Annotated in this window: 19 protein-coding genes; 8 read left to right on the forward strand and 11 right to left on the reverse strand. The window is 70.6% G+C overall.

Going from position 1 to position 17,511, the window contains the following annotated elements; translation table 11 throughout:
• Window positions 1–5: 5 nt before the first annotated feature.
• Window positions 6–773, forward strand: coding sequence for an MBL fold metallo-hydrolase (locus JYK18_RS18290; RefSeq protein WP_206803180.1), 768 nt, complete (start codon window positions 6–8; stop codon window positions 771–773).
• Here JYK18_RS18290 and JYK18_RS18295 read toward each other — a convergent pair.
• On the reverse strand, window positions 761–1,591 hold the full coding sequence (locus JYK18_RS18295) for a hypothetical protein (RefSeq protein ID WP_206803181.1): 831 nt from the start codon (window positions 1,589–1,591) through the stop codon (window positions 761–763). The genes JYK18_RS18290 and JYK18_RS18295 overlap by 13 nt on opposite strands.
• 95 nt (window positions 1,592–1,686) lie before the next feature.
• Between JYK18_RS18295 and rph the strand changes: the two genes are divergently transcribed.
• Entirely contained in the window at window positions 1,687–2,460 is a 774-nt protein-coding gene (gene rph / locus JYK18_RS18300; protein ID WP_206803182.1) for a ribonuclease PH, read from the forward strand.
• Window positions 2,457–3,062 carry an RdgB/HAM1 family non-canonical purine NTP pyrophosphatase gene (gene rdgB, locus JYK18_RS18305; protein ID WP_206803183.1) on the forward strand — a complete coding sequence of 202 codons (606 nt, stop codon included), beginning with the start codon at window positions 2,457–2,459 and terminating at the stop codon, window positions 3,060–3,062. The genes rph and rdgB overlap by 4 nt, the downstream gene beginning before the upstream one ends.
• Here the strand turns inward: rdgB and JYK18_RS18310 are convergent.
• The 5 genes from JYK18_RS18310 to JYK18_RS18330 all read right to left on the reverse strand — a co-directional run bounded on the left by JYK18_RS18310 (window position 3,059) and on the right by JYK18_RS18330 (window position 7,908).
• Complete coding sequence (locus JYK18_RS18310; protein ID WP_206803184.1) at window positions 3,059–6,049, reverse strand: NACHT domain-containing NTPase; 2,991 nt, start codon at window positions 6,047–6,049, stop codon at window positions 3,059–3,061. The genes rdgB and JYK18_RS18310 overlap by 4 nt on opposite strands.
• Before the next feature lies 1 nt (window position 6,050).
• Complete coding sequence (gene bcp, locus JYK18_RS18315; protein WP_206803185.1) at window positions 6,051–6,524, reverse strand: thioredoxin-dependent thiol peroxidase; 474 nt, start codon at window positions 6,522–6,524, stop codon at window positions 6,051–6,053.
• Window positions 6,525–6,544: 20 nt separating this feature from the next.
• The gene (locus JYK18_RS18320; protein ID WP_206803186.1) at window positions 6,545–7,078 is read right to left on the reverse strand and encodes a hypothetical protein; all 534 of its coding nucleotides are present in this window, start codon (window positions 7,076–7,078) and stop codon (window positions 6,545–6,547) included.
• Window positions 7,079–7,300: 222 nt separating this feature from the next.
• On the reverse strand, window positions 7,301–7,483 hold the full coding sequence (locus JYK18_RS18325; protein WP_206803187.1) for a hypothetical protein: 183 nt from the start codon (window positions 7,481–7,483) through the stop codon (window positions 7,301–7,303).
• Window positions 7,484–7,509: 26 nt separating this feature from the next.
• Window positions 7,510–7,908, reverse strand: coding sequence for a helix-turn-helix domain-containing protein (locus JYK18_RS18330; protein ID WP_206803188.1), 399 nt, complete (start codon window positions 7,906–7,908; stop codon window positions 7,510–7,512).
• A gap of 116 nt (window positions 7,909–8,024) precedes the next feature.
• Between JYK18_RS18330 and JYK18_RS18335 the strand changes: the two genes are divergently transcribed.
• Together JYK18_RS18335 and JYK18_RS18340 are read left to right on the forward strand one after the other, a co-directional pair.
• Entirely contained in the window at window positions 8,025–9,446 is a 1,422-nt protein-coding gene (locus JYK18_RS18335; RefSeq protein WP_206803189.1) for a DHA2 family efflux MFS transporter permease subunit, read from the forward strand.
• A 103-nt stretch (window positions 9,447–9,549) separates the two neighbouring features.
• Complete coding sequence (locus JYK18_RS18340) at window positions 9,550–10,518, forward strand: glycoside hydrolase family 25 protein (RefSeq protein ID WP_206803190.1); 969 nt, start codon at window positions 9,550–9,552, stop codon at window positions 10,516–10,518.
• A gap of 50 nt (window positions 10,519–10,568) precedes the next feature.
• Here JYK18_RS18340 and JYK18_RS18345 read toward each other — a convergent pair whose 3' ends face one another.
• On the reverse strand, window positions 10,569–11,090 hold the full coding sequence (locus tag JYK18_RS18345) for a DinB family protein (protein ID WP_206803191.1): 522 nt from the start codon (window positions 11,088–11,090) through the stop codon (window positions 10,569–10,571).
• A gap of 579 nt (window positions 11,091–11,669) precedes the next feature.
• On the opposite strand from JYK18_RS18345, the gene JYK18_RS18350 reads away from it, so the two are divergent.
• From JYK18_RS18350 to JYK18_RS18360, 3 genes are all read left to right on the forward strand, one after another.
• Entirely contained in the window at window positions 11,670–11,975 is a 306-nt protein-coding gene (locus JYK18_RS18350; protein ID WP_206803192.1) for a hypothetical protein, read from the forward strand.
• A gap of 176 nt (window positions 11,976–12,151) precedes the next feature.
• Complete coding sequence (locus JYK18_RS18355; protein WP_206803193.1) at window positions 12,152–12,382, forward strand: DUF397 domain-containing protein; 231 nt, start codon at window positions 12,152–12,154, stop codon at window positions 12,380–12,382.
• Between the two features lie 31 nt (window positions 12,383–12,413).
• Entirely contained in the window at window positions 12,414–13,283 is an 870-nt protein-coding gene (locus JYK18_RS18360; RefSeq protein WP_206803194.1) for a Scr1 family TA system antitoxin-like transcriptional regulator, read from the forward strand.
• A 3-nt stretch (window positions 13,284–13,286) separates the two neighbouring features.
• On the opposite strand, the gene JYK18_RS18365 is transcribed toward JYK18_RS18360, so the two are convergent.
• The 4 genes from JYK18_RS18365 to JYK18_RS18380 form a co-directional block, all read right to left on the reverse strand.
• The gene (locus JYK18_RS18365) at window positions 13,287–15,134 is read right to left on the reverse strand and encodes a CheR family methyltransferase (RefSeq protein ID WP_206804320.1); all 1,848 of its coding nucleotides are present in this window, start codon (window positions 15,132–15,134) and stop codon (window positions 13,287–13,289) included.
• Window positions 15,135–15,141: 7 nt separating this feature from the next.
• Window positions 15,142–15,885, reverse strand: coding sequence for an ATP-binding protein (locus tag JYK18_RS18370; RefSeq protein ID WP_206803195.1), 744 nt, complete (start codon window positions 15,883–15,885; stop codon window positions 15,142–15,144).
• A complete protein-coding gene (locus JYK18_RS18375) occupies window positions 15,882–16,865 on the reverse strand; it encodes a chemotaxis protein CheB (RefSeq protein WP_206803196.1) in 984 nt (327 codons plus the stop codon). Before JYK18_RS18375 ends, JYK18_RS18370 begins: the two co-directional genes overlap by 4 nt.
• Window positions 16,866–16,972: 107 nt before the next feature.
• Window positions 16,973–17,452 carry an ATP-binding protein gene (locus tag JYK18_RS18380; protein WP_206803197.1) on the reverse strand — a complete coding sequence of 160 codons (480 nt, stop codon included), beginning with the start codon at window positions 17,450–17,452 and terminating at the stop codon, window positions 16,973–16,975.
• Window positions 17,453–17,511 lie beyond the last annotated feature (59 nt).

Below are 17,511 nucleotides of genomic sequence, written 5' to 3' on the forward strand. Positions count from 1 at the left end.
CGGGGGTGCGATTGACGATCCTCGGTTGCTCGGGCAGCATCCCCGGGCCGAACCGCGCCGCGTCCGGGTACCTGCTGGAGGCCGACGGCTTCGTGCTCGGCCTCGAGCTGGGCAACGGCGCGCTCGCACAGCTGCAGGTCGCCCGCGACCCGTTCGAACTGGACGCGCTGCTGCTCTCGCACCTGCACCCCGACCACTGCGCGGACGTCAGCGCGCTGACCGTGTTGCGCCGCTACCACCCCGAACCGCCGTACGACCGGCGGCCGGCGAAGCTCCCGCTGTTCGGCCCGGCCGACACCGCGGCGCGGCTGGCGAACGCGTACGCGCCCAACCTGGCCGAGCTCGCCGAGACCGACCTGTCCGATGTGTACGACTTCCGCGAGCTGACCAACGGCACCCTGCACGTGGGGCCGTTCGAGGTGGAGGTGGCCGAGGTCGACCACCCGACCACCGCCTTCGGCCTGCGGATCCGGCACGGCGACCGCACGCTCGCCTACACCGGGGACACCGGCCCGTGCGCGGCGCTGGCCGCGCTCGCCGCCGACGTCGACGTGCTGCTCAGCGAAGCCTCGTGGACCGACGCCCCGGACCGGCCGCCGGGTGTGCACCTGTCCGGGAAGCAGGCCGGTGTGCTGGCCCGTGAGGCGCGCGCGGGCAGGCTGTTGCTCACCCACGTCGCACCGTGGACCGATCGGGACGCCGTGCTCGCCGAGGCCCGCCTGGAATTCCGCGAGGCGGAACTGGTGGAGCAGGGTGCGGTCTACGAGGTCTGACCGTCGGCCAGGTCGGCGAGGTAGTCGTCGAAAAGTTCGTAGAAGTAGGCGTTGGCCAGCAGCAGCATGCTGAACGTGCCGCCGCCGATGTCGAACTCGGCCAGGTCGAGCGCGAGTTCGGCGCCCTTGCGCGACGGGGTTTCGTTGGTCACGTCGGTGAACCAGTCGAGAAAGGTGACCTGCTGCGGTGAACCGGGCGTGCCGCCCGGCGAGAACAGGTCGAGCAGCGGCGGCCGGTTGCGCAGCACCCAGCGGTAGAACTCGGAGTAGGCGAAGAAGCGCTCCTCCACCGCGCTCGCCGGTACGCCGTGCACCTCCTCGGCCAGGCGCACGCCGTGCTCGGTGGAGGCCTGCTCGGCCTGGCTCCACGCGCGGTCGTGCGCGGCGCGGCCGGTCAGCTGCCCGTCGCGCAGCTTGAGCAGGTAGTCGGCCCACTTCGCCGAGCCCGGGTTGCCGAAGGTGTCGGTGCCCCGGCCGAGCGCGATGGCCAGCCCGCGCTCGATGCCCTCCACGATCCCGGCGTCCACATAGGACACCCAGCTGCCGGGCGCGCCCATGTCGTGGTCGCGGAAGAAGCCGATGATGCCCTCGATGTTGCGCCAGCGCGGGGCGTACCCGGGCAGCAGTTCGGCGGCGGGACCGGCGGACATCTCGCGGACGAAGGCCAGCCGCTCCGGCATGCTCATCAGGTTGATGTCCTCGGCGGTGCACTCCAGCGTCGCGGTGCAGTCGTCGTCGGCGGCGGCCACCGCCGGGGCCGCACCCCCGGCCAGCACGGCGCTCAGCAGGACGAGCAGGACGGCGCGGACCCGGTTCATCGGACCTCCCCAGTGAGTCCAGTCGGACGGATGCTGACGGTAATCGCGTACGCACCGGTCAACAAGGGCTCCGGGCCGGGTTCTAGAGTGCACGGGTGGCGAGAAAAGACGGCAGGAACGACGACCAGCTCCGCGAGGTCAAGATCACCCGCGGCTTCCAGCAGTGGCCGGCCGGCTCGGTGCTCATCGAGTTCGGCAGCACCAGGGTGCTGTGCGCGGCGAGCGTGAACGAGGGCGTGCCGAGGTGGCGGGCCGGTTCCGGGCTCGGCTGGATCACCGCCGAGTACGCGATGCTGCCCTCGGCCACCAACACCCGCAGCGACCGCGAGTCGGTCAAGGGCCGGGTCGGTGGCCGCACGCACGAGATCAGCAGGCTGATCGGCCGCTCGCTGCGGGCCTGCATCGACCTGGCCGCGCTCGGCGAGAACACGATCATGATCGACTGCGACGTGCTCCAGGCCGACGGCGGCACCCGGACCGCGGCGATCACCGGTGCCTACGTCGCGCTGGCCGACGCGATCACCTGGCTCGGCGCGGCGGGCAGGCTGGCCGACCCCCAGCCGCTGGCGACCTCGGTGGCCGCGGTCAGCGTCGGCGTGGTCGACGGCCGCGTGCGGCTCGACCTGCCGTACGAGGAGGACTCGCGCGCCGAGGTGGACATGAACGTGGTGGCCACCGACGCGGGCACGCTGATCGAGGTGCAGGGCACCGGCGAGGGCGCCACCTTCCAGCGGTCCACTTTGGACACCATGCTGGACTTCGCGCTGGCGGGCTGCGCGCAGCTGGTGGAGAAGCAGAACGAGGCGCTGGCGCTGCCCTACCCGGGTGAGCTGCCCGAGCCGAAGCCGGACAAGAAGGCCAAGAAGTGACCACCAAGTTGCTGGTCGCGTCGCGCAACGCGAAGAAGCTCGGCGAGCTGCGGCGCATCCTCGACGCGGAAGGCCTCGGCGCCATCGAGGTGCTCGGCCTCGGCGACGTGCCGGAGTTCCCGGAGGCCCCGGAAACCGGCGCGACCTTCGAGGAGAACGCGCTCGCCAAGGCGCGCGACGCCGCGGCGGCCACCGGCCTGCCCTCGGTCGCCGACGACTCGGGGCTGGCGGTGGACGCGCTCAACGGCATGCCGGGCGTGCTGTCGGCCCGCTGGTCCGGCGGGCACGGTGACGACCAGGCCAACCTGGACCTGGTGCTGGCGCAGCTGTCCGACACCCCGGACGAGCGGCGGGGCGCGGCGTTCGTCTGCACCACCGCACTGGTGATCCCGGGCGGCGAAGAGACCGTCGTCCGCGGTGAGTGGCGCGGCACGCTGCTCCGGGAAGAACGCGGCACCAACGGTTTCGGCTACGACCCGATCTTCGTACCGGAAGGCGGTTCGCGGACCTCGGCCGAACTGGATCCGTCCGAAAAGGACGCCCAGTCCCACCGGGGGCGGGCGCTGCGTGCTTTGCTGCCCCACCTGCGTGCGCTGGCCTAGAGGAATTTCAGCTTGACGCTCGGACCGAGCACGCTGAGGTCGGCGCCGTCGTAGTCCTGCAGGATCAGTTCCGTCAGCGGGAGCGCGCGTAGCGGGGAGAGGTCCACCCGCCCGGCCGGGCGGATGTTGACCATGGTCAGCGCCGGGAACGTGGCGGGTACCGGAGCCAGCTCCGGTTCCTGGTCGAACAGCGCCAGGCTGGCCAACTCGGGCAACGGCCGGGTCGCTGCCAGGCAGTCGGCGGAGTACTGGGTCAGCACCAGCCACCGCAACTCCGGCAGCCGGTGCAGGGCGTCGAGGTTCGGCAGCGTGCCGGTGTTGTCCAGGCTGAGCCAGACCAGTCGCGGCGTGTGCCGGAGGAACTCCAGGTCCTCCCACGGCTTGCTCTGGCTCAGCCCGAGATCGGTCAGGTGGGAGAGCGTGGCGAGCACGGACAGGCCGCTGAAGTGGTGCGCGCGGTACACCCGCAGCCGCTTGAGCTGCGGGTGGTCGCGAAGCCAGTGCAGATCCACCGGGCGATCCGGGTCACCGAAGAACATCAGGTCGTCGAGCTTGGGCAGACCGCCGAGGTCACCGAAGTCGTCGGGCGGATCGGTGTACACCGAGAGGGCGCCGAGGTGCCGCAGCCGCCCGACGAAGGGCAGGCACTTCAGCGATCGGACGATCAGCCAGCCGTTGCGCAGCGGGGCGTCCACGAGCACTTCGTCCGCGTACCGTTCCGGGTCGAAGAACTGCCATCCGTGCTGCAGCTCGTCCTGTACGCCGTCGCGGGGATCCTTGGCGTAGCCCGAAAGCAGGCTCAACGCGGCCGCGTCGCCGGTGAGAGCCGCGGTTCGGACCGTCGCCGCCGCCTTCGCGTCCGAGAGTTCCGACAGGTCCGTCGGCAGCAGTTTGAGGACGCGGTGCCCGACCGTCGCCAGTGACGCCGTCTCGCGGAGATCGCGCGGCGGCACCAGCTTCCCCAGCGCCGCGTCGACGCGGGCGTGCGTGGCCGGATCGATGTCCCGCACGGTTTCCAGGCAGGCGGCGGCGAGCAGCCTCAGGCGACGAGCACGACGGCGTTCGGCGGTGGCGCGGTCCAGCAGCCCGTCGACCAGTTCACCGGCCTGGCGCGCGGTGGCGTGCCCGCACGCCATCACCACGGTCTCGCGCCACGTGTCCAGGTGCGCGTGCGCCACCAGCGTCGGGATGTGGTGCTGCTGCACGGCTTCGTCGGCGGCGAGGTACTCCTGGAAGGTCCGGTGCACGAAGTCGACCCGGCCGGGCACCGGCTCCCGCAGCACGCCGCTGCGTTCGAGCAGGTGCGCCAGCAGCGCCTCCGGATCCGCGGTGACGTTCGGCATCGCGGGCAGCTTCGTGGTCAGGTGCCGCAGCGCCTCGTCCCGGGACAGCTCGACCCGGTTCGCCAGGGTGAGTCGCCACGCGAGATCCCGCAGCAGGACGCGCTTCTCGGCGTCCCCGAGCAGCCCGCTCAGCCCGCGTTCGGTGTCGCGCAGGTGCAGCAACATCGCCAGCGCCTTGGCGTACAGGTCCATCCGGCTGCTCGGCAGGCTCGCCCGGTGCGACAGGTTCAGCGCGCACAACATCGCGCACAGCAACGGGCTCGCGGCCAGCTCACGCAGGTGCGTGCGCTCCAGCTGCGCGCTGAGACGGCGGTGCGCGGTGGCCACGTCCGCCTGCACACCGGCGGATTCGGCGGCGTCGTGCCAGCGGCGCAGGAAGGCGCGGACGTTCGTCGGCCCCATCGGGTCGAGCGTCACCGCCGAGAAGCCCTCGTCGGACAGCCAGCCCTGGTCCGCGGCCGCCGGGCGCGCGGTGACCACCACCTTCACCGACGGATGGGCGTCGAGCAGTTCGCGCAGCCACGCCTTCACCTCGCGGCGCCGGGGAGCCGGCACCTCGTCCACCCCGTCGACCAGCAGGATCGCGCCGCCGCGCAGCACGCGGTGCACCCAGCCCGGCGGCATCAACCCGGCGATCGCGCTCGCCCCGTGCGCGACGAACTCCTCGGGCGCGGGCAGTCTTCCGCCCGCGAAAGTGCGCAACCGCACGACGAACGGCACCAGCCCGTTCCAGCCGCGCAGCTCACCCCGGAACTCGGCGCGTGCCGCGGTGACCGCCAGCCAGTGCAGCAGGGTCGTCTTGCCCGAACCTGCTTCTCCCCGCAGAAGCGTGCGATCGGCGCGGCCGACGGCCCATTCGACCGGCATCTCGCCGCGCCACGACTTCTCCTCCCGCTCCTCGTGGCGGTCGCGGGTGGTGGTGGACACGCGCAGGCTCAGGTAGGCCACGGTGAGCGGAAGGCGCGGTTGCTCGTCTGCGGGCAGGCCTAGCAACTCCAGCCGATCGAGCGACTTCGCCACCGCACGCAGGTACGCCTGGCCGAATTCGGTGTCGTGGTCGGTGCCGCGTGGCGCGAGCAGGGTGGTGACCGGCGTGGTGGTGAGCAGTTCCTCCAGCCTGCTCAGCCGCGACAGCACCTCGGCGAGCGCGGCGGGCTGGAACGCGGGCAGGTACCGCACCACCTGCACCAGGTGGCGGCACGACTGGTCGAGCGCGAGCTCGTACAGCGGCCACGCCCGTTCGGCCAGCGCGACCTCGGCGGGCCGGTCGGCGAACTGCTCGCGCACGCGGCGCGCCAGCGCCTCCGGATCGGCGTCGGCGGCCAGCAGCGCCTCGTCGGAGAGGTCGACCTGCCGGAGCACGTCGGTCACCGCGAGCACGGCGGCCTCGACCTCGTTGTCCGGCAACGCGGCGAAGCGGCTGTCCAGCACCGGCGCGAGCTGCTCGGCGACCAGCGTTTCGACGCGGTCGACCAGGTTGTCCAGGTTCCGGCGCTTGAGCGGGCCGCCCAGTTCCTGCTCGGCCAGCTCGGCGAGGCTGGCCGACCGCTCGAACTTCGCTCGGCGGCGCTGCAACCAGAACCTGGCCGCGTGCTGGGCGACCGAGCCGCCCAGCTTCAGCGCCGCGGACTCCAGGCCCGCCACGTCAGGCGGAGACGCCCAGGTCCCTGATCAGCTTCGCCACGTGCCCGGTGGCGCGGACGTTGTAGAACGCGTTGGCGATCTTGCCCTCGGGGTCGACCACGAAGGTGGACCGGATCACGCCCTGCACCACGCGGCCGTAGTTCTTCTTCTCGCCGAACGCGGCCCACTCGGTGAGCACGGTCTTGTCGGGGTCGGCCAGCAGCGGGAAGGTCAGCGACTCGGCGTCGACGAACTTCGCCAGCTTCTCCGGCTTGTCCGGGGAGATGCCGAGCACCTGGTACCCGGCGTCGTTCAGCTCGGCGAGGTTGTCGCGGAAGTCGCACGCCTGCTTCGTGCAGCCGGGGGTGCCCGCGGCCGGGTAGAAGTAGACGATCACGTACTGCCCGCGGAAGTCCGACAGCGAGACCTTGGCGCCCGTGCTGTCGGGCAGGGTGAAGTCGGGGGCCGCGTCGCCGGGGGAAAGTCGCTCGCTCATGCCCGGAGATTACCGGGTGCTCAGGCCTGCCCGGTGTACAGCGCCGAGGCCTGGCTGTCGGGGCCCGGCCGCACCGACATCTTCAGCTCCACCGGGTCGGCGGGCATGGCGAAGGCGAAGGTGAGGCGCACGTTGCGGCCCGGTTCGACGTCCTTCCCGGCGTCGACGATGCCGGTGAAGCCCTGCGCCGAGTCGACCACCTGCTTGGCCGGTTCCCCGGCGACGGTGGCCGAGGCGGAGAAGCCGGAGAGGCGGTAGGGCTGCTTGCCGTCGTTGAGCAGGTTGACCTCGAAGGCCACCGCCCTGGCGCAGCGCGGGTAGGCGGTCGCGCTGGGCTGGAAGGTCCTCGGCGTGGAGACGAGCACGGTCAGGCCGTCCGGGAAGCGGAACTCGCGGCCGAAGTCGACCCGGCTCTCGGCGGGCACCATCGCCTGGTGCGCGGCCGGCTCGGTGCCGGGAATGGTCATCGCGGTGTTGGGCTCCATCTGGGTGGCGCCACAACCCGCCGTCGCCAGCAGCACGCAGGCGAGCAGCAGGGGTCTCCGCGAGCGCACTGGCCCTTCTCCTGTCCGCGTTCGGTGGTCGTTGGTCCGATCGGCGTAGGTACTTCGGCCGACGCGCTCCACTCTCTACGTACCGTGCGGTACGCGCGAGCCGGATGGTCCGGTTGACGCGGAGCTGACGTCGGCCCGTGGCCGATCCGTGACCGATAATGCACGGCGGGTGACAGACGTCACGCAAGTGTCAGTGTTCAGAAGAATGCGCGAAACCCCATCTCAAACCGCGAGAGCGAAGAAGAGTACGAAGATCGCCAGGCCGGCCAGCCAGGCGACGAGCAACCAGCCGAAGTCACGCCACGGGTTGACCGGGCGGGTGTCCTCGCCGGGGACGTAGACGCCACGCGCCTCGAACCAGTCGGCCCAGTCACCGATCCAGCGAAACGGGTTCTTCGCGGGCACGGGCTCACCTCCTGGTCGCCGCCACCCTAGCCAACAGTGGCCGCGTTCGCCGCGTCGTAGCGTTCGCGGGCGGCGGAAATCGTTTCGCGGTGGCGCTCGGCCCACCGGGTCAGGCCGCGCAGCGAGCCGTACAGCTCCAGCGCCATCTCGGTGGAGGTGTACTCGACCTTCGGCGGCACGGTCGGGTAGACGGTCCGGACGAGCAGGCCGTCGCGTTCGAGGTTGCGCAGGGTCAGCGTGAGCATCCGGCGGCTGATGCCCTTCACCGCGCGCTCCAGCTCGGTGAACCGCACCGGCCCGTTCGACGCCTCCAGCAGGATCCCGATGGCCCACTTCCCGCTCACCCGCTGCAGGGCCTCGAGCACCGTGCACATCTCTTCCCCGTGGCTGACCTGCTCGGGCACACCGATGTTCCCCTGAGACATGAAAGTGCCTCCTTCCGCTCGCGCTCATGGTCACACAAGATGATCGCTGTAACAAGAAGTGCCCTGGCGCTGGCCAGGGGAAATTCTCTGATTCAGCATTCTTGAGGGGATGGATCATGCCCGAAAACGGTGGCTCGAGGTGGTTCGCGCTGAGCGTGCTCAGCGCGGCCACGCTGATGGTGGTGCTCGACGGCTCGGTGGTCACCGTCGCGCTGCCGTGGATCCAGCGCGACCTCGGCTTCTCCCAGGCCGGGCTGGCCTGGGTGGTCAACGCCTACCTGATCGCCTTCGCCGGTTCGCTGCTGCTGTCCGGGCGGCTCGGCGACCTGCTCGGCCGCCGCCGGGTCTTCCTGGCCGGCATGGTGGTGTTCACCGCGGCCTCCCTGCTGTGCGGGATCGCCGCGGACCGGACCGCGCTGGTGGTCTTCCGGTTCCTCCAGGGCGCGGGCGGCGCGATGGCCTCGGCGGTGGTGCTCGGCATGATCGTCACGCTCTTCCCCGAACCGCGTGCGCAGGCCAAGGCGATCGGCGTCTACAGCTTCGTGCAGGCCGGTGGCTCGTCGATCGGGCTCATCGCGGGCGGTGTGCTGACCCAGGGGCTGAGCTGGAACTGGGCCTTCTTCGTCAACCTGCCGATCGGCGTCGCGGCGATCGCGCTGACCTGGCGGCTGGTGGCCGCCGATCGCGGACCTGGGCTGCGGGAGGGCGCCGACCTCGCCGGTGCCGGACTGGTCACCGGCGGGCTGATGCTGCTGGTCTACACCATCGTGCAGGCCGAGGAGCACAGCTGGGGCAGTGCGCGGAGCATCGGCCTACTGGTGTTCTCGCTCGTGCTGCTGGCCGGTTTTGTGCTGCGGCAGGCGAAGGCGGCCAAACCGCTGCTGCCGCTGCGGGTGTTCCGGGTCCGCGCGGTGGCCGGGGCGAACCTGGTGATGGTGCTGATGGTGGCCGGGTTGTTCGGCTTCCAGTTCATCACCGCGCTCTACCTGCAGCGGGTGCTCGAACTGGACGCGCTGTGGACCGGGCTCGCCTTCCTACCCGCGCCGGTGACCATCGCGGTGTTCTCGCTCGGGTTCGCCGCCCGGCTGGCCGAGCGGTTCGGCGCCCGGCACGTGCTCACCGGCGGGCTGGTGCTGGTCGCGCTCTCACTGGCCTGGCTGGCCAGGGTGCCCGAGGCTGGACTGTACACAGTGGACGTTCTGCCGGTGCTGGTGATGATGGGGGCCGGCTTCGGCTCGGCGATGCCCGCGTTGATGGGACTGGCGATGTCCGGCGCCACGGCGAGTGATTCGGGCATCGCGTCCGGACTGATCAACACCACGCAGCAGGTCGGCGCGGCGATGGGTACCGCCGTACTGGCGACAGCGGCGACCACGCACAGCGCTGAGCTGCTCAGCACCGGCGTGGCGGAGAAAACCGCGCTGACAGAAGGCTTTCAGTTGTCGTACGGCTTGAGCGCGGGATTCGTGGCGCTCGCGGCGGTGACCGCCGCGGTGTTCCTGCGCCGCTCGGCCGAACGGGTGCACGCGGTGCGGTGAAGGCGCGCGCGCGAACCACGATCGGGTTACGATCGGTGCCGCGGCACGGGTTTTCCCTGCCGCGGCAAGGTTGTGGGCTCGACCGCTAGCGCATGGAGCGACGATGGTCCTGTTCGGCCTCGACATCAGCCATCACCAGGGTGGCAATCCCAACCTGCACCAGGCACGCGCGGAGGGCGTGGAGTTCGTCATCTGCAAGGCGACCGAGAGCTCGGGTTTCGTCGACTCGCGCTTCCACGACAATATCGCGCGGGCCAAGGACGCGGGGCTGCTGGTCGCCGCGTACCACTACCAGCGCGCCGGGGTTTCCGCCGCGGCGCAGGTGGACAACGTGCGGCGGGTGGTGCCGCCGGGCATGCCGGTGATCCCGGACGTGGAGGGCAACAGCGGCAGCGTGGCGCTGACCAGGGAGATCGTGGATCGCTTGCGCGGGGCCGGTTATCCCGTTCCGCTGACGTACCTCCCGCGCTGGTACTGGCTGCAGCTCGGCCAGCCGTTGCTGGCCGGACTGCCCCCGCTGTGGTCCTCGCGCTACCCCGACAACGTGCAGGGCACGATCCCCGAGGAATTCGCCGACGTGCCCTCGCACTACTGGAACGGGTACGGCGGCCTCGGCGTGGCGCTGCTGCAGTTCTCCAGTTCCGGCCGGGTCGCGGGGTACGCGCCGCTGGACCTCAACGCCTTCCGCGGCACCAGGCAGGAGTTCGCCGCCCTGCTCGGCGGGGGAGCACCGCCGGGATCTGACCCGACCATCGAGGAGGAGAACCACATGGAGCTGGGCCCCGGAAGTACCGTGAGCAAAACGCTGGTCTGCCCCGCGGTACCCGCGGATCTGGTGATCAGCCTCGGTTTTGTCTCGTTCACCGTGCACCACATCAAGTTCTTCGGGCCGACCCCGGAAAGCGGGCACGCGGAACTCGCCTCCTACGGCGAGCAGGTGGTCGACCCGGCGCGGCCGTACGTGAAGCCGGCGCCGGAGGGCGCGATGACCGCGGAGATCCTGTACAGCCTGGCCCCCGCGGCCGAAGGCACCCCGCAGCACACCGCGGTGGCGGCCTTCCGGGGCCGCTGACCCCGGCGGCTTCCTAGGCCGCCGCGCGCAACAGGCGGAGCTGGCCCTTCCTAGGCCGCCGCGCGCAACAGGCGGAGCTGGCCGATTTCGGCGGCGTTCTTCATCAGTTCCGCGTTCACCCAGGCCACCGTGTGCCCGACCGTCTTCGTCGGGTCGTCCGGCCACGGGAAGGTCGCGGGCGCGTCGAGTTCGGCGGCGGTGAGGTCGGCCAGCACGGCCGTCCACTCCGCGTGCAGGCCGCGCAGCCAGTCGATGGCCGGCTGACCCGGGCCGGGCCAGGCGATCTCGGTGCGCTCGCGCGGGGTGCGGCCCCGCGCGTGGTCCAGGGTGACCGACCACCACCAGCCGAGGTGCCAGGTGACCCAGCCCAGGGTCGGCACCGGGATGGGCGACGGCTCCTCCTCGGCGAAGTCCGGTACCCAGCCCCCGTCCGGGCCGGGGCGCATCGTCCAGTGGTGCTGGGCGGTGGTCCAGCCGAAGTCCTCCGGCACCAGTTCGGCCAGATGGAGTTCGAGCAGGGACCAGGTCAGTTCGTACTGCCAGCGGAGCAGTTCGGTACGCGAGTCGGGCACCGGCGGATGGTGGCATGTGCCCGGTCCGTCCCGGAAGCGGTTTTCCCGGTGGCCGCGCGGTCCGGTTGGGCGGCCGCCTCGCACGGGATGCACGTGCATCTGCGTGTGCAAGATCGGCCCCGCTGTGGCATGATGGGTGCGCGGCCGAACCCGGCCGACCGCCCGCCGCTCGCTTTCGGCCGCTGGGCGATCGAGGACGGCGAACGCCGGAAAAATGGTGTTCGATTCACCGCGCTCATTTTATTCGCGCATTGTTCGCGAAATTGCGGTGAAGCTTCCGCGCGCGCCGACCCATTAGTGGTCGTCCGCGTTCTCGGGCTGCGCCGGTACCGGTGTTCGGTCACTCGATCGAGTTATCCTCGAATATTCAACTAATGTCGATGGCTGAGGTTGTTGACTATTTTCGCCCCGGATGCTGCGGGCAATAACGGTCGTGTGTAAAAATGCCTGAGATCTTACGGACGTAACTTTGGCAGGTCGAATATTCGACCGGGGCGGGGTGGTCCCAAGATCAAAAAGGCGTGACTCCCATTGGCCGGGAGCCACGCCGGATGCCGCACACCCGTGAAGGAGCACAACGTGACGATTGTAGATCCCGCGACCCCGGAACCGCCGGGCGCCGACCCGGCTCGTTCGCCTGATCGGGCGGCGCGGCACCGCCGCCCGCCGCGGTCGTGGCCGGAGCTGGCCGCCGAGGTGCTCGGCGGCTGGGCCACCACGCTGCGCGTGGCGCTGCTGGCCGCGGTGCTGCTCGGGGGCGCGGGGGTGGTCTTCTTCGGCGCCTCGGCCGGCGCGGGCATCTCCGGCTCCGTGCTCGCGGTGACGATCCTGCTCGCCTGCCTGCGCGGACGCGCCCCCGGCGGGCCCGCCGAGCCCGCCGAGTGATCACCCCGGCGGCGCCGGGTCACCCCCGGCGCCGCCGTCCCCGCCGAACCCGATGGAGTGAGAAATGCCGGAACCAGCCAGGACAGCCGCCGCGCGGGCTTGCGCATCGAATATTCGATCCACATTCTTGAATCGAATATTCGAGGTTCCGTACCGGCGAGCAGCGAGGGGGACTCATGCAGACCTACGACCCGTATTCGATCGGCGACCGCTTCGCCCCGGCGGGCTGGCAGCGGCCGGCGGCCTGCGGCCCGAATGGGGCGAACTGCGTCGAAGTGAACGTGGCCGGCCGGGAAATGATCGGGGTGCGCGACGGCAAGCTCCCCGATTCACCGGTGCTGGTTTTCGAGGCCGGGGAGTGGGCCGACTTCGTCGAGTCGGTCCGGGCCGGCCAGTTCGACAGCTGAGCACCGGCCGGAATGGCGAGCGGAGCTTTTCGTGAGCCATTCCGGAACGGCCGATTCGGTCCGCGCCCGGCGCCGCCGGATCGGCTCGCTGCTGCGGGCCGCGCGCAAGGCGGCCGGCGTGACCCAGGTCGAGGTGAAGGGTGTGCTCGCGTGCAGCCAGTCCACCGTCACCAAGATCGAGAACGGCACCACCACGATCTCCGCGGAGAACCTCGGCGAGCTGATCGACTTCCTCGACGTCGACCAGGTCACCGCGGCCGAACTCCGGCGGCTCAACGAGGTGAACTCGGTCAGCAGGCTCCGGCCCGGCCGCCGCCGGGCCGGGCCCGCCTGGTTCGGGGACGTCCCCGAACTGGAGCTGCGGGCGTCGGAGATCCGGTCGTGGACCGGGGAGCGCATTCCCGGGGTGCTCCAGTCCGAGCAGTACATGCTGGCGCAGTTCCAGGCCGCGGGCTGTGCCAACGTGCCCGACCTGATCGCCGCCCGCAAGGATCGGCAGCGCATCTTCGACCGCGAGGGCCGCCGCGAGTTCCTGCTCAGCGAGTCCGCGCTGGACCGGCTCTGCGCCACCGCGACCCCGCTGATGGCGCTGGACGAGGTGCAGCACCTGCTCAAGACCGGCGAACTGGCCGGGGTCCGGATCCGGATCGTGCCGTACGGCCGCGGCCTCTACCTGGAGCCGGACTTCACCATTCTCGGCTTCCCCGACGAGCCCGATCAGGTGTACGTCGAGTACGTGAGCGGAAAGCTCCTGCTGCACAAGAAGAACGACGTGACCGAGCACCAGCGCGCGTGGGCCGCGCTGGACGGGCGGGCGGCCACCGCGGCGGAGTCGGCCCGGTTCCTGGTCGCGCTCCGGGACCGGCTCGACGCGAGCCTGTTCGGCAAGGCGGCCCGGTGATCCTCACGGCTCCTCCGGCTCCATCAGCAGGATGGTCCCGTGGATCTCGTGGCCGGTGGTGTGCAGCGAACCGCAGTGCAACCGGAGCGAGATCCGGCGGCCCCGCCGGTTCACCGCCTTCAGCGACAGGGTCTCGGTGAACTGCGCGTCCTGCAACGCCGCGCGCACGCTCGGGCGCAGGTCGGCCACCGGCAGGCCGATGTCGAGGTTCAGCAGGTGCTCACCGATCGCCTCTTCGCTCCGGATGCCCCACAGGTCCTCGGCACCGCGGTTCCACGCGGTCACCCGCATCTCGGTGTCGGTGATGATCACGCCCGAGCGCAGTGAGGTCAGCACCGCGGCCAGGAAGTCGTTGACCTGGTTGAGCTCGACGCTGCGGTCGCGCAGCGTGTCGTTGATCGCCTGCAGTTCGTCGTTGGTGGACTGGAGTTCCTCGTTCATCGTCTCCAGTTCCTCGTTCGTGGACTGGAGTTCCTCGTTCGTGGTTTCCAGCTCTTCGACGGTGGACTGGAGTTCCTCGTTGGTGGTCTCCAGTTCCTCGTTGGTCGACTGGAGCTCCTCGTAGGCGGATTCGAGCTGCCGGTTCGCGTGGGCGAGTTCGTCGAGCAGGGACCTGGCCGCGGTGACGTCGTGGAACGAGATCGCCACCCCGAGCAGCCCGTTCTCCGTGTCCACCAGCGGGTTGACGTGGATCTCCAGCCACATGGTCTCGCCGGGCCCGCGCTGCCACTCGACGTCCTTGATCCGGATGCTCCGGCGTTCCACTTTGGACTGTTCGACGTAGCCGCGCAGTTCGACCGGCCGGTAGGACAGCTCCAGGTCGCGCAGTGGGCGCCCGACGTCGCGGTGGGACAGCCCGAACACCTGCTCCGCCTGCTGGTTGATCAGGGCCACCAGATCGTCCCCGGTGAGCACCATCTGGGCGACCGGGGAGGTCGAGTACGCGTAGTTCCGCAGCTGGTCGAGGCTGCCGATCTCGCCGCCGCGGTCGTGCGCGAAGGACTGGGTGGAGAAGTACCCGGTCCCGGACGGGGAGGTGATGGACTTGCGGAACAGCCGCTGCTTCAGATCGACCGGCTCGAAGAGCCGGCTGTGGGACAGCAACATCTCCGCCTTCCCCAGGAACAGCAGGCCCCTCGGGGCGAGCGCGAAGTGCAGCCGGTTGAGGATCTTCGCCTGGGTCTCGGCGTTGAAGTACATCAGCGTGTTGCGGCAGACCAGCAGGTCGATCCGGGAGATCGGGGCGTCCTGCACCAGGTCGTTGCGGCCGAAGATGACCGAGCGCCGCAGGTCCTTGCGGAAGGTGAACTTGTCACCCTGGCGTTCGAAGTAGGTAGTGCGCAGTTCCGACGGCACGTTCTCCACCGCGTTCTCCGAGTACGCCGCGTGCCGCGCGTCCGCGAGCGCCGGCTCGTCCACGTCGGTGGCGTAGATCTTCACCCGCTGACGGAAGCGCTCGGGGCCGATCGCCTCGGCGAACGCCATCGCCAGCGTGTAGGCCTCTTCACCGGAGGCGCAGCCCGCGCTCCAGATCCGGATCTGGTCCTCCGGGGAGCGCTCGGCGAGCAGTGCCGGGATGAACGTCTCGCGCAGCACGGCCCACGCGTCGGGGTCGCGGAAGAAACTGGTGACGTTGATCAGGATCGTGTCGAACAGCGCGTTGAACTCTTCGACGTCGAGCTGGAGGTGATCGATGTAGTCGGCGTAGTGCTCGATCCCGACCTGGTGCATCCGCCGCTGCACCCGGCGAGCGAGGCTGGTCCGCTTGTAACCGGTGAAGTCGAACCCGCGCGACTCCTTCAGGTACAGCAGAACCGCCTCGAACTCGGGGTCCGCCTGGTTGTCCGCCATTGCCACATCAGGCACCGTACTCGGCGACCCGTAGCGTCGCCCAGACCACCTTGCCGCCGCCGGTGGTCGGCATGCAGCCCCACGCCAACGCGGTCTGGGCCACCAGCAGCAGCCCGCCGACCCCGTGCAGGTCGAGCCCTGGATCGCGGACGGCCACGGTGCCCGGCACCTCGTCGGACACCGAGACGCTCAGCAACCCGCGGCGCAGCTCGGTCCTGACCTCGGCGGGCGACCGGGTGTGCACGACCACGTTGGTCACCAGCTCGCTGACCAGCAGGATGGCGTCGTTGAGCAGCGGTCCGGTCACGCCCCAGGCGGTGCCCACCTCGCGCATGAACCCGCGCGCGAGGCGGGCACTACCGAGGTCGTTGGCCAGCTCGACGCGGTCCACCCGGCGCGGTGCCGGGTCCTCGATCGCGTCGAGGGCGTCGGCCACGCTGTCGTGCACGGGCACGTAGCGCCGGGTGCGGTTGGTGGTGAGGAGTTGCTTGTTGTGCTCGTTGCCGTCGGCGAGCAGCAGCGGTACCCCCGGCCACTGGTCGAGCCGCGAGTGGATGGTGGTGAACACGGCCAGTGCCGTGGCGGAGACGATGTCGAGCCCGCGCAGGTCCACGATCACCGCGCGGGGGCAGTCCGTGCCCGCCTTGGTCAGGTGGTCGCGCAGCTCGCGGTAGGTCGAGAGCTCCAGTCGCCCGGCCGGGGTCACCACCGTGGCGCCGGCCAGGGTGGTCTGCTCGAAGCGCAGGGTCACTTCGCACCGCCCAGGCCGAGTTGCCGTCGGATCACGGTCGCGGCTTCGATGGTTTCGTTCGCCTGCTCCCGGTAGCGGGCGGCGATGGTGAGGCTGCCCCGCTCGTACGCCTGCTCGGCCATTCGTGTGCTCAAGGCCGTTCGCTCCTCCAGTGTGCGCAAGGCGGTCCACAGCGCGCGATCCAGCGCGGATCCCTGGGCGGCCAGCAGCGCGTCGGCGCTCCAGGCGTGCCCGACCCGGCACCGGTACCACCGGCCTCCGTCGATGTCGGCGAGTACACCGTCGCAGTCGGGACAGGAGAATTCCGATGGTGCGCCCACGTGCTCCACCTCCCGGTACGGCTGCTTCCCACCGGCGATGGTGTTTTCCCAGCGCAGCAGTTCCGACGCGGAGAGCTCGTTTTCCACGGTGCTCTCGGTGATCTTGCCGAGCACCTCGCCGATGCCGGTGGCGGGCAGGACGTGGTCGGGGGTGAGTACCGCCAGCGCGTGCTGGGGCATCGCGGAGTAGAGCGCGTCCGTCGGTTCCTGGACCACCACCGTGCCACCCTGGGCGGCGATCGCCCGCAGTCCGGCGACCCCGTCGTCGAGCACCCCGGACAGCAGAACGCCGGTCACGGCGGCGCCGTGCGCCACGGCCGCGGAGCGGAAGAGCGCGTTGATCGCCGGGCGGTGCCCGTTCTCGGTGGGGCCGCGGGAGAGCGCGATCTGGTCGTCGACGACCAGGAGGTGGTGGCCCGGGCGGGCGACGTGGACGTGGCCCCGCGTCAGCCTGCCGCCGTCCTGGGCGTTGGTCACCGGGAGCGGACCCGCCCGCGCCAGGATGCTGGCCAGCGCACTGGTACCGCTGGGGGGCAGGTGCAGCACGACCAGCACCGCCGCGGCCAGGTCCTGGGGCAGGCCGGCCACCATCGAACGAAGGGCTTCGACCCCACCCGCGGAGGCGCCGACCACCACGACGTCACGGGGGCGCAGTGCCATCGGATACCTCCTCGGCGGCGGGGGGACTCGCGCCAGGTATACCCGGCATCGTCCCAGTCAACCGACCTGCCCGCCAGGGGGTGGTACGTCGCTGTACCGGTGGTTTTTCACCGTCCCGGGGTGAGGGCGCACCACCAGCTCATCCGGATCGTGGTGCCGAGCGCGTTCGAGCGCATCAGCACCTCGTCGGCGAGTTCGTGCATCATGCCGAGCCCGCGTCCGCGGAAAGAACCGGCGACCGTTCTCGGGCGGCGCCAGCGCCCCCGGTCGGTGATGGTGATCGTGCACCGGGTCGCGGTGGCGTGCCCGTGGAGTTCGAGTGGTCCGGCCGGGCCGGCGTAGGCGTGGTCGACCACGTTGGCCATGGCTTCGTAGGCGGCGAGCACCACGTCCTCGTGCAGGTCGCCGCCCAGGCCGAGGTCGCGCAGCCAGCGGGCGAGCGCGCCACGCAGGCGCGACGCGTTCTCGGCGGTGGCCTGCTCGCGGTGGTGCAGCACCGCCGTGGCGGGTGGCAGAGGTGGCAGGAGATCGACTTCGGTGGCCAGGTTTCCCAGTGTCTGTCCGGCGGCGTCCGCTGACCGTCGCATGGTGTCGGTCCCCCTTCCGCGGTGCTGAGATCGGTTACCCCGGTCGGGGGTACGCCAAA

The sequence above is a fragment of the Amycolatopsis sp. 195334CR genome, assembly GCF_017309385.1.
Classification (GTDB): Bacteria; Actinomycetota; Actinomycetes; order Mycobacteriales; family Pseudonocardiaceae; genus Amycolatopsis.